Origin of the sequence: Veillonella parvula (assembly GCF_018366295.1) — a bacterium.
In the GTDB taxonomy this organism is placed as follows: Bacteria; Bacillota; Negativicutes; order Veillonellales; family Veillonellaceae; genus Veillonella; species Veillonella parvula_P.
On the sequence record NZ_JAGZIJ010000004.1, the window covers coordinates 126,433 to 138,841 of the forward strand.

The 12,409-nt window shown below is 37.8% G+C and carries 11 protein-coding genes, 1 tRNA gene and 1 rRNA gene; 2 read left to right on the forward strand and 11 right to left on the reverse strand.

Features of this window, described 5'->3' with window-relative positions; translation table 11 throughout:
- Nucleotides 1–10: 10 nt before the first annotated feature.
- The 10 genes from KHY58_RS05635 to KHY58_RS05680 form a co-directional block, all read right to left on the reverse strand.
- Nucleotides 11–697: a dTMP kinase gene (locus tag KHY58_RS05635; RefSeq protein ID WP_008600529.1), complete on the reverse strand. Its 687-nt coding sequence runs from the start codon at nt 695–697 to the stop codon at nt 11–13.
- 2 nt (nt 698–699) lie between these two features.
- On the reverse strand, nt 700–2,181 hold the full coding sequence (locus tag KHY58_RS05640) for an aminotransferase class I/II-fold pyridoxal phosphate-dependent enzyme (protein ID WP_278472439.1): 1,482 nt from the start codon (nt 2,179–2,181) through the stop codon (nt 700–702).
- A 57-nt stretch (nt 2,182–2,238) separates the two neighbouring features.
- Entirely contained in the window at nt 2,239–2,817 is a 579-nt protein-coding gene (gene pth / locus KHY58_RS05645) for an aminoacyl-tRNA hydrolase (RefSeq protein ID WP_008600525.1), read from the reverse strand.
- A gap of 10 nt (nt 2,818–2,827) precedes the next feature.
- On the reverse strand, nt 2,828–3,781 hold the full coding sequence (locus KHY58_RS05650) for a ribose-phosphate diphosphokinase (protein ID WP_004693255.1): 954 nt from the start codon (nt 3,779–3,781) through the stop codon (nt 2,828–2,830).
- 127 nt (nt 3,782–3,908) lie between these two features.
- On the reverse strand, nt 3,909–5,282 hold the full coding sequence (gene glmU / locus KHY58_RS05655) for a bifunctional UDP-N-acetylglucosamine diphosphorylase/glucosamine-1-phosphate N-acetyltransferase GlmU (protein WP_105086595.1): 1,374 nt from the start codon (nt 5,280–5,282) through the stop codon (nt 3,909–3,911).
- Between the two features lie 131 nt (nt 5,283–5,413).
- Nucleotides 5,414–6,232 (reverse strand): pur operon repressor, encoded by an 819-nt coding sequence (purR, locus tag KHY58_RS05660; RefSeq protein WP_008600517.1) that lies wholly within the window; start codon nt 6,230–6,232, stop codon nt 5,414–5,416.
- A gap of 221 nt (nt 6,233–6,453) precedes the next feature.
- On the reverse strand, nt 6,454–7,062 hold the full coding sequence (locus tag KHY58_RS05665) for a peptidoglycan-binding protein (protein WP_004697224.1): 609 nt from the start codon (nt 7,060–7,062) through the stop codon (nt 6,454–6,456).
- A 262-nt stretch (nt 7,063–7,324) separates the two neighbouring features.
- Nucleotides 7,325–8,497, reverse strand: coding sequence for a Na+/H+ antiporter NhaA (gene nhaA, locus KHY58_RS05670; RefSeq protein WP_024060197.1), 1,173 nt, complete (start codon nt 8,495–8,497; stop codon nt 7,325–7,327).
- Between the two features lie 35 nt (nt 8,498–8,532).
- Nucleotides 8,533–9,690, reverse strand: coding sequence for a Na+/H+ antiporter NhaA (gene nhaA / locus KHY58_RS05675; protein ID WP_004693243.1), 1,158 nt, complete (start codon nt 9,688–9,690; stop codon nt 8,533–8,535).
- A 97-nt stretch (nt 9,691–9,787) separates the two neighbouring features.
- Nucleotides 9,788–11,119, reverse strand: a complete 1,332-nt coding sequence (locus tag KHY58_RS05680; protein ID WP_008600513.1) for a PepSY-associated TM helix domain-containing protein — start codon at nt 11,117–11,119, stop codon at nt 9,788–9,790.
- Between the two features lie 138 nt (nt 11,120–11,257).
- Between KHY58_RS05680 and KHY58_RS05685 the strand changes: the two genes are divergently transcribed.
- Both KHY58_RS05685 and KHY58_RS05690 read left to right on the forward strand, forming a co-directional pair.
- A tRNA-Gly gene (locus KHY58_RS05685) sits at nt 11,258–11,331 on the forward strand.
- Between the two features lie 88 nt (nt 11,332–11,419).
- On the forward strand, nt 11,420–11,629 hold the full coding sequence (locus tag KHY58_RS05690; RefSeq protein ID WP_004693239.1) for a TOBE domain-containing protein: 210 nt from the start codon (nt 11,420–11,422) through the stop codon (nt 11,627–11,629).
- Nucleotides 11,630–12,311: 682 nt separating this feature from the next.
- Here the strand turns inward: KHY58_RS05690 and rrf are convergent.
- Nucleotides 12,312–12,409 (reverse strand): 5S ribosomal RNA (rrf, locus tag KHY58_RS05695); the annotation flags it as partial.

The following is a 12,409-nucleotide window of genomic DNA, read 5'->3' on the forward strand; positions in this document are numbered from 1 at the left end:
TCGCCTTTTTCTAAGGTAGTAGATTTTCTACTACACTATATACATCATTATGAATTTCTTCAATAGTACGCAATGTATACTGACTAGACTTAGCTTTATCAGCACAAGGTATGCGGTGCCATTGATAACGCTTTACTAATTCTTCATACGCACCGTGAACGGCTACTAAATATGCATGATTCCCTTCGTGAATATCACCAGTATTGCCTCCTGTTTTACCAGTGCGCTCCGCCATAAGGGCTTCGCTCACTTCAAGGGGCATATCCAAAAGGCATACCGCATCAGGTTTAGGCAAGCCAAATTTTTGGAACTCAAAATCTTCAAGCCAATCTAAAAATGCAGTACGTTCCTTCGGATCATCGTATTTTACCATTTGGTGCACCATGTTAGACGTTGTATAACGATCTGCAATGATGATACCCCCATTTTTGTAAAACTGTTCCCAGTCAGTTCTGAAGGAAGCAAATCGATCGATAGCGTACATAGAGCTTGCCACATAAGGATTTACATCATGTACATCCTTACCAAATTCACCAGCTAAATACATTTTAATAGGCATAGCGGCGCCGCTATCATAGTTTGGAAAGCTCACAGACTTAACGGCATGCCCTTCTTTGGTCAAGCGCTCTACTAAGAGTTTAGTTTGTGTAGCCTTACCGCTGCCGTCTCCACCTTCTAATATAATCAAAGTCCCCATAATTACTCCTGTAACACCCAAATTGTTTCCAATGTCATATCATCAGACCCATTAGGTACATAACCTAGAGCCTTGTGATTCTCTATATATTGTAACACAGAGGCACTAATCTCTTCACCTACTGCTACACAGGGAATACCTGGTGGATAATAAGCAATTGTCTCCCCTGCAATGCGATGAAGTGCTTCTTTTAAAGGTACTTGCTCACGATTTGCATACATAGCATTACGAGGGGTTATGCGCACAATAGGCGCTGGCAGCAGCGCAGAATCTTTACTAATGTCTTGCAATTGCTCTTCCTCTGTTTTATTAAATTCTTTAAATGCACGTAACACCTTTTCACTTACAGCTTGTACAGCCTTAATAAGAGCAGTTACAGACTCGTTTGTATCACCTATGGTAATGAGCACTAGCACATGATGAGCTTGTACTAACTCCACCTCAATATGATGTTCTCGTAACATCCGTTCAAAAGCAACGCCTGTGAGCCCTAATTCTTTAGCATCAATCAGCACCTTAGTACAATCATAATTTATCACCCGCTCTTGAATATCTGTGTATTCCATAGCAGCAATACCAGAAATTTTATTGAGTTCCTCACGTAAGTACATACTCAACTCTACTGCACGACTTACTAAATCATTACCTGCTGTGGCTAATTGATGGCGCGCCATATCTAAGGAAGCAAGGAAAATATAGTTTGGACTCGTACTTTGTAGCATTTGATGCATTTGCGTAATACGCCGCTTATCAATTTTTTTACCTTGCCCTAATAGCCAAGATGTTTGTGTCAAAGAGCCAACAGATTTATGTGTGCTTTGAGCCACCAAATCTGCTCCAGCCTCTATAGCTTCTATAGGTAAACTTTCAGAAAACGGCAAATGAGGACCATGAGCTTCATCAACAAGTACAATAAGTCCCCGCTTATGAGCCTCTTGTATGATATTAACAATATCTATGCCCACGCCATAATAGTTTGGATAAACTAAAAGAATCGCCTTTGCCTCTGGATGTGCATCCATTGATTTGATAGCATTTTCTAATAATACGCCTAGTGGAATCCCCCAGCGTTCATCAAAATCACAGTCCATATATACTGGTTTGGCTCCTGAGAGGACAAGCCCACTAATAACGGAACGATGTGCTTCTCGAGGAATGATAATGATTTCATCAGGCCCTACAGTCCCCATAATCATGGCTTCGATCAAAGCGGTAGTACCATTAATAGAAAACCAACAACAATCAGCTCCATATAATTCGGCTGTTAAGTCTTGCGCTTCTTTTAATTCCCGTTCAGGTTCATGTAAATCATCTAAAGCGTACATAACACCTAAGTCATAGGGTAATGCTGCCCCCATCCAGTTCTTTAACAGTTGAGGTGCTTCAACGCCTATCTTATGACCTGGCGTATGAAAGGGCACGAAATGTTGTTCTTTATATGATTCTAAAGCCTCTACAAAAGGCATTTTTTCTTGATTACTCATATGTACCTCGTAAAAAGGGCATGAATCTCAATGAGACTCATGCCCTTATGCATGTATTTATCGCTGTGGACGACGTTTAGGATTGAATTGATTCATGCCTTTATCAATACCTACCTCTAAGGTGCCTAATACGGCTTTTACCGTATCCTTAATACCTTTTTGTACCTTCTCTTGCGACTCTTCACTAAATGGTGCTAAAACGTGATCAATGACAGTCCATTGTGGCAATGGACGTCCAATTCCTACGCGGAAACGAGGAAAATTTTCTGTTCCTATATGGGAAATTAAAGATTTAATCCCATTATGTCCACCCGAACTACCATTTGGTCGAATACGCAACTTACCTATAGGTAAATCCATGTCATCATAGATACAATACACATCAGATGGATCAATTTTATAGTACCGCATTAACGGTCCTACAGACTCACCACTTAGATTCATAAATGTTTGCGGCTTTACAAGTAATACTTTCTCACCATCCACGGTAATACTGCATACCTCAGCACGTTGCTCCTCTCTCCAAGGCGTGTGAGGGACACTATCGGCAATGGCATCAATAACCATAAATCCAATATTATGTTTTGTCTTTTCGTATTGCTTGCCGGGGTTACCGAGGCCTACTACTAATTTCAAGAATCACCTATTATTTATCAAATAAATTACTTACAGATACTTCATGGAAAATACGCATAATTGCTTCACCCAACAATGGAGCTACGGATAATTGCGTAATATTTGGTAAGTTGCAATTTTCCGGCAATGGAATAGTATTAGTAACGATAAGTTCCTTAATATTGGAATTTGCAATTCGTTCACTTGCCGGATCTGTCAACACTGCATGTGTAACAGCGGCGGTAACGGATTTAGCACCGAATTCTTCCAATGCTTTAGCACCTTCAACCAAGGATCCAGCCGTATCTACGATATCATCAATAATAATACAGTTTTTACCTGCCACATCACCGATGAGATTCATAACTTTAGCCACACCTGGTTCAGGGCGTTTTTTCTCAATGATTGCAATCGGTGCACCAATGCGGTCAGCCAAATCACGAGCTCTTGTAACACCGCCAAGGTCAGGAGATACAACGATAACATCTTCCATATTTTTTTCATTAATGTATTTAGCCAAAATAGATGCGCCAAACAAATGATCTACAGGCACATCAAAGAAACCTTGAATTTGGCCTGCATGCAAATCAATTGTTACAAGACGTGTAATACCTGCCGTTTGCATCAAATTAGCTACTAATTTAGCTGTAATCGGCTCACGACCACGAGTCTTACGGTCTTGGCGAGCATAGCCATAGTAAGGTACTACTGCAGTGATATGACGTGCAGAAGCGCGTTTTAACGCGTCAGCCATAACCATGAGTTCCATTAAATTATCATTTACAGGATAGCTAGTTGGTTGAATGATAAATACATCTTTGCCACGTACGCTTTCATCAATCATTATTTGTACTTCGCCATTGTTAAAACGACCTACAAATGCTTCACCTAAAGGCAACCCTAAATAATCACAAATTTCCTTTGCCAATGCAGGATTTGCATTACCTGTGAAAATCTTGAGTTTTTTGCCGTCTTCAAATGCCATTTTGTTACCCTTTCATTTGCTCCTATACTGGTTACTTATCCATAATCTATACATTACAGATACACACTATTGCCTTTTTATTGTATACTATTTTGACCTAATTGTGTTAAAAAATATGAGATTTTTTTTATTTCTTTTTGAAAGTATCCTCTGTTACCCAATTTTCTTTCACAATTTGCTTACTACGACCTACAGCTAAGGCCTTATCTGGTACGTTTTTAGTAATAGTAGAGCCCGCACCCACATAACTATAATTACCCACTGTCACAGGAGCTACTAAGTTACTATTACAGCCAACAAATGCGCCATCACCAATAGTAGTACGATGCTTAACTTTCCCATCATAGTTTACGGTAATAGTACCACAGCCAATATTAACACCGGCCCCAACATCGCTGTCGCCGATATAGGAGAGATGTGGAAACTTAGTTCCTTCCCCAACATTAGAATTTTTAACTTCTACAAAGTTACCTACATGAACCTTGTTGCCTAGAACTGTATTTGGACGCAAATGAACATATGGACCTACATCTACACCGTCTTTTACTTCACAGTCATGACCATAAGTAAAGTGGATAATCGTATCATTGCCGACTTTTACATTCGTCAAACGAGTATGTGGTCCAATTTCACAACGCTCACCAATCACGGTATCACCTTCAAGGACTGTACCAGGATGCAAAATTGTATCTGCACCTACTGTTACCTCAGGATCCACATAGGTATTTTCAGGATCAATAATTGTTACGCCAGCAGTCATTAACTCAACATTTTTACGATGTTTTAATATAGCTTCAGCCTCTGCTAATTGCAAACGTGAGTTTACACCTAAAGATTCTTCAAAATCCTTAGTCATGTATGCACTTACCTTGTCGCCACCACTTACGAGAATACCAACTACATCAGTAATATACAATTCACCTTGGGCATTATCATCAGATAATTGATCTAAGCAAGGCCATAATTTTTTACTATCAAAAGCGTACATACCTGTATTTACTTCTTGAACCGCTAGTTCTTCAGGTTTACCATCTTTCTGTTCTACGATACGAACTACAGAACCCGCTTCATTGCGAATGATACGTCCATAACCAGTTGGATCCGGCATATGAGCAGTTAAGATTGTAGCTGCTGCACCGGAATTTTTATGTTCTTCTAAAAGTGCTTCTAAACTTTCTTTTGTAACCAAGGGAGTATCACCGCATAACAATAAGATTGTACCATCATAGTCACCAAGTACTGGTTGAGCCATCTTAACTGCATGACCTGTACCATTTTGTTCTTCTTGACGAACAAATTCAGCACGCTCCCCCAAGTAATTTTGTACTGCATCGCCACCAAAACCAACGATAACAACATCGCGATTGGTACCAATGGATTGCACCGTTTCAAGAACGCGTTCTACCATCGCCTTACCGCCGACCTTGTGTAACACTTTTGGCAATTTAGACTTCATACGCGTACCCTTACCAGCAGCTAAAATAAGGCTTGCAATATTCATAGTAATCTCCTATCTGTTATCTCTTTTATCTCTAAACCATTTTAAATATTCTTTACGTCATTATTTAGCCCATAGGTCAATACTCAATATAAACCATTATATCAGCCTATAATCTTCCTAATATTAATGATTTACTCTGCATCTAACACAGGCTCTATACTAATTTTCTTTGTATTTTCATCGATACCATAAAAAGTAAATAGTGATTCATAATCATTGATCAACTTCGGACTTGGTTCAGCTGTAGCTACAAGAACACCTGTGCCAACAACGACCCCACTCATTTCAAGAACTAATTCTTTAAGCCCCTTAGCGGTACCGCCAGCTTTCATAAAGTCATCGATAATTAACACCTTCGCATTTGGAGGAATTGCCCGTTTAGTTAGTGTCATAGTTTGAATGCGCCCGGAGGAGCCTGTTACATAATTGATGCTAATAGCAGAACCTTCTGTTACCTTACTATCACGTCTAGCAATAACAAGTGGTTTATTAAAAGCTCTCGCTACCATTACAGCCAAAGGGATTCCCTTTGTTTCTACAGTCAAAATATAGTCTGGTTCACGGTCCACGAAACGAGTCATAATAATCTCACCCAGACGTGTCATTACGTGCCAATCATATAAGATATCAGACATATAAATAAAACCACCGGGAATGATACGATCTGGCTCCATTAAACGAGCTTGCACATCGCGTAAAATATCGTTCGCTTGTGTTCCCTTACGATGCGGAATAAATCGTACCCCACCAGCTACACCGGCCACCGTTTCTAAGGTCCCCAGTTGAAAGTGTTCCATAGACTGCCTTACACATGTTAAATCTTCACTAACCGTTGATTTAGCCATGCCAAAAAAGTCGCAAAAATAATTTAAAGGAATCAATTTTTGTGGTGAATCAACTAACAGTTTTGTCATTGCCACCATTCGTTCTACACGCCGTACTTTATCCATAGGATTATCCTTTACCATTCATCATATAACTATTGAGTATACTCATCAATTTAACATCATGAGTCATCATCATATATCTATATTATACCATAATTTCCGAATATTCGAGGTTTTGAATACATTATAATTCGGTAAAAGAAAAACTCTCTAGCATTTTATACAAGAATATGATTTTAGTCTATAAACCTATCATATAGTTATATAAAGCTAGAGAGTCATCATTATAAAATATAAACCTTTACAGATTGACGTCCAAACTGCAATGCTTCTGCACGAGAATCAAAAGCTAAATCAATGCGATGCCCTTTGATAGCACCACCTACATCGTCAGCTACAGCGTAGCCATAACCTTCAATATATAATCGCGTTCCCAAGGGGATTAATTTAGGGTCTACAGACACAAGTCCCTTCCGTAGACGACTACCTGTAGCTGTATATTTTCCGTTGCCAGGATCTTGAGATGAATAGCCACTAGCCTCCATCGTTAAAACTTTAGAGTATTTATTAGGCACTCCATTATGATTGCGTTCTGTGCCATGGCCACCATAACGAGTCTCCATCTTTTCCAAAGCATTCATCGTAGCTGGACCAACACGACCATCTACAGGGAGCCCTTTAGATTTTTGAAACTTTCGAACAGCTTGTTCTGTATTATGACCGTAAATGCCATCTATAGAATCATGTAAAAAACCTTGATGCTTTAACATGGTTTGCACCTTACTAACGTGATGCCCTCGTTGTCCCCGATCAATAGTTTTTGCTAATGATACAGAGGATACCATTACAATCATACAAACAAGCGTACATGCAATAATTATTTTTTTTATCATATACACCTCACCTTACATTAAGTAGTATACTATACAGTTTTAAATAATCTATAAACCATAAAAGTTCTATTAATATCAATAATTCATATATATTAAATTATAGTTATAGTATAGTTTTAAGGGTGTATTACATATATATCATAAAATTATAAGATACCAATGAAAATCTCCATTATATCCTGCAAGAATATTCGCTTAGATTACTTCTAAAGTCGGAAATACTCTTCAGTCTATAATGGAGATTTAATAGTTTTATTCAATTTTAGCAGTTATGGTATACACCAATATGACATTCTTTTCGGTTTGCACCAACAAGTCTTAAGAAGATGTAGCCGAATAATGCAGAGATTAATGAGCCAAGTATAACGCCACCTTTTGCCATTTCTTGAGCGTGACCGGGTTCAAATGCCAAGATAGATACGAAGATACTCATTGTAAAGCCTATACCACATACAATCGCAGTACCATATACATGCTTCCAATTAGCTTCTGTCGGCATTGGTACAAGGCCACATTTCACCATCGCAAATACTGCACCAAAAATACCTATTTGTTTCCCTATAATAAGGCCTAATGCAACACCAAGCACTACAGGATGCGTTAAGTCATTAACAGATACATTACGTAAATCTACACCAGCATTAAAGAATGCAAATATTGGTACAATTAAAAAACTAACCCAATTGGACAATAAATGTTCCCAATGTTGCATTGGGCGAACATACTTACGGCCTCGTTTGCCTTTTGAAGGAATTGTCATAGCTAAGATTACACCAGCCATAGTTGCATGTAAACCAGATTTTAATACACAATACCAAAGGATAAACCCTAGAATGATATATGGTAAAGGTCGTACATATCCTTGCTTATTACAATAGATTAAAGCAGCTACAACTACGACAGCTGCACCTAAATACATCATGTGAATACTTGACGCATAGAAGATTGCAATTACGATGATAGCAATCAAATCATCTATAACGGCAAGAGCTGTTAGAAATACTTTCATTGAATTCGGTACTCTAGAGCCTAATGCAGATATAATACCGATGGAAAATGCAATATCCGTAGCAGTTGGTATTGCCCAACCATGTATATATTCAGAATGAAAACCTGCAATTAAGTAGTAGATAAAAGCGGGCGTTAGAACACCAAATAATGCGGCAATGCCTGGCATCACACGCTTAGCATTAGTATTAAGCTCACCTGATACTAATTCACGCTTAACTTCGAGACCTACAAAAAGGAAGAAGATTGCCATCAATGCATCATTAACCCATTCTAAAATTGTTAGATTACCTATATGGTGATTAACGATTTGAAAGTATTGTTCAGATGATGGAGAGTTCGCTAAAATTAAAGCGAGTACTGTTGCTCCTAGGAGTACAGATGTAGCTGCACCTGGAGAACGTAAGAAAACAAAAATGCGTTCCATTTGAATCCTTTCTATACTTACAAAAGATTATTTTATTAAATTTTACCACGCATCTTGCGTATTTGATAAGCTAAAATTAGGACAATCGCACCTAGCAAGCCTGCCGTGATTGATCCTATAAAGATACCTACCTTAGCCATTTCTTGTGTTATACCTGGTGGGAAAGCCAGTGTAGCAACAAAAAGGCTCATAGTAAAGCCAATACCACACAAAATAGCTGTCCCATAAATTTCAGGCCACGTCGTTTTTGTAGGCATCTTAATTGCCTTAGATTGAACCAAAATGTAGACGGCAGAGAATATACCTAATTGTTTTCCTAAGATTAAACCGAATGAAACACCTATGATTACAGGATGGAATAAATTATCTATGGAAAAATCAGCAAAGGATACACCAGCATTTAAAAAACTAAATAATGGTATAATTAAGAAGTTTACCCAATTGCGTAAAGCATGGGCCCATTCTTCCATAGGATATACTACCTTATCTATAACTTTACCTTTAAAAGGAATTGTCATAGCCAGTACAACACCAGCAATGGTAGCATGCACACCAGATTTTAAAACTAAATACCAAAGAACTAATCCTAGAACACAATACGGAAGTGGTCTTAAATAGCCTTGCTTATTAGTATAAATCAGTAAACCAGTTACAGCCGCAGCAGCTATTAAATCCATAAAATTAACGCCTGCCCCATAAAAGAGAGCAATAACGACTATGGCAATCAAGTCGTCAATAATAGCTAATGCAGCTAGAAAGGCTTTCATCGCTGTAGATACCTTATTACCAAGCATTGTAATAACGCCTATAGCAAAAGCGATATCTGTAGCGGTAGGAATCCCCCAACCATGTCTATATTCTGGCATATATCCAGCCGCAAAATAATACACAATAGCTGGCGTAATAACACCTGCAAATGCGGCTAATACGGGAAGCACACGTTTCGCCTTCGTATCAAGCTCCCCAGAAATCATTTCCTTCTTGATCTCTATACCAACATAAAGGAAAAAAAGAGCCATTAAGGCATCATTTACCCACTCCAGTATAGTCATTGGACCAAGGTGTATTTGCATGACTGCAAAATACTGTGCTGCAATCGGTGAGTTCGCCACAAGAACGCCTAAAATAGCAGCGGACAGCAAGGATATCCCACCAGCAGACTCTGACTGGAAAAATGCTTTTATAAAATTCATAATAACTACCACTTTCTGAGTCATAAATAATAATACGTATTTTTATGTATATAAAAACAACTATATTTATTATTATATCATTTCAGTTCGAAAATAATCAATATTGTTTACTTTCTTTAAGTAAAGAGATAAAAAATACAATAAGTGATACAGTTAAACAAATAGCAGCAATCGTATTCATAACAGGATTTTGCCAAAGTGGTAGAAGCAATCCTATAAGAACAGATATACTACAAAATAATGGTGTACGCCAAATATGCTTTTCCTCTACCGATACTTTAGATAGAATTACATCTGATTTTTTATACTTTCTAATAATAGTCATCATAAGTCCAGTCACGATACCAATAATGAGAACAATATCCCATATAGCCCACAATATCTTCAGAGCCATCGTATTATGATTATGAATATGTAGGTTAATCATAGTCGTCATACCTGTAAAATACCATGGAACTGCTTTAGTAGAAAATCTATCATTACTAGAATCGACATACAAGTTAGCATATACAGGCTGTCCAAGAAACATAGCTGGATCATCATCATTTTCTGCACCTAAATAAAATGCATAATGGTAATTGTTAAACTTAGATGGATAATCCATAGAAATAACTTGTCGATCTGGATATACTTTCATTATACGAGAAATTGCTTCTGATGGTTGCAATATTTCAGATTGTCCAATCGAAAGTTCCTGTTTAGCATTATGAAGTACATCGGCATTATAGTTATCATTTGCAATAAAAAAGCCCCCAATCCATACACCTGTTATACATAATATAAATCCCCAGACCGTTGCAACTATTGAGAATTCACGATGTAATACACCTATTTTCATTTTCTTAGATAAAACAGAGGCTTTAGAATAACTTTTACGAAATGGACCATATAAAAAAATCCCTGAAATAATAGTGAGACTACATAAAAATGATAAGAATGTTACAATATATATGCCAATTTTACCTAAATCTAATCGTGTATGTAATTGATGAAGAGTATGTAACATACTACGAATCCAAGGATGTACAGGAGGCTCATTATGTGAAGTAATCAGTTCTTTAGATATAGGATTATATAAAACATAATCCCCACCCATTCCCATGCGAGCTGGAGGTGCTACCGTAGCCGTAGATTCAATAATACGATACCGTAAAATATGTGTAGCCCCCATAGCAGGGGATATATTCAAAATATCTTTTGATGGATATTTCTGTTTAACAAGTAGTGCCCCCTGATCAGCATACTTAAATATAGATTCTTCATGTTCATTCATCGACATTATAGCTGATGAATGATGTATTGTTCCACCTTGAGCCCATGCATTTAACTCAGTTCGAAACATGAGTACTAATCCTGTAATACAAAACATTAAGAAGAAAATTAAGGAAATGATAGATAACCATTTATGAACTTTATATACTTTTGACATACGAATTCCTCCTTTTCTATTATTTTATACATCTAGATTGAAAGTAATTCAATACATTTACTACTATAGGTATAATCATAGATATATCTATGATTACTTGAATGTATATGTAAATATATGATACAATATTTACATCGTGCGGGCGTAGTTCATCGGTAGAATGCGAGCTTCCCAAGCTTGAGAGGAGGGTTCGATTCCCTTCGCCCGCTCCATATAATTTGTGATGTAATGTATATCACAAATTATATGCAAAATATTATAATATATATACTTTTTGTATTGTTTTTTAAGGAGATATCCATGAAATTAAGTGCAAGAAATCAATTAAAAGGTACTATCGTTGAGATCCAAGAAGGCGCTGTAAATGCAATCGTAAAAATCAACGTAGGTAATAATAATATTGTTACTGCTGACATTACTATTCAATCCGTTAAAGAATTAGGCTTAGCAGTTGGCAAAGAAGTTGTCGCTGTTATCAAATCCACTAGCGTAATGGTTGGTGTAGAATAATAAAGAATTAGAGCTGCTTAGGCAGCTCTTTTTTTGTATATATATTAAATTCCTAATAAGTTGTTATTAATATATAGGCTCTATGATTTTGTGATCATGGGGCTTGTTATTTACATAAATATGGAGTTGCTCAACTAGTTTACGGTTCGATACCATTGGTGCTGCGCACCGCGGTATCGATTAGATAAAGTTTATTTACATATATTTAAAGTAGCTCAACTGCTTTACGGTTCGGTAACATTGGCACGTTGTGCCTCGTTACCGTATGGATTAGTTAGATACTACCATTAGCCGCGGCTTCCTATCAATCCTCACTGTGGATTTCCCTTCTCTGCTTCGCAGCTCGGTAAATCTTACGTTCGGAAGCACTCATATGGTTCGGCTGCGTCGCTTAGCTCTAAGACCTCTTCGGTTGCCCTACTTGCTTCCTCACTGTGGATTTCCCTTCTCTGCTTCGCAGCTCGGTAAATCTTACGTTCGGAAGAAAGCGATGCAGTGAATCTGTCGTCGTTTCACTCCTCCATCTTCTACTGCCCTGCTTTTCCCAGGGCCGTCTTACACGGACACGTACATAGATACAACCTCTACAACCTTGGCTGGAGGCTGCTCTAGTAGGGTTAGCTAGTCGAAGACTAGCAAAAAGAAAAAGGCCTACCTTTAGGTAGACCTTTTTCTTTTAGTCAATCAGCGGCTTCCTATCCTCCCAGGCCGTCTCCAGCCAAGTACTTTCGGCGTTTATGAGCTTAACTACTGTGTTCGAGATGGGAACAGGTGGATCCT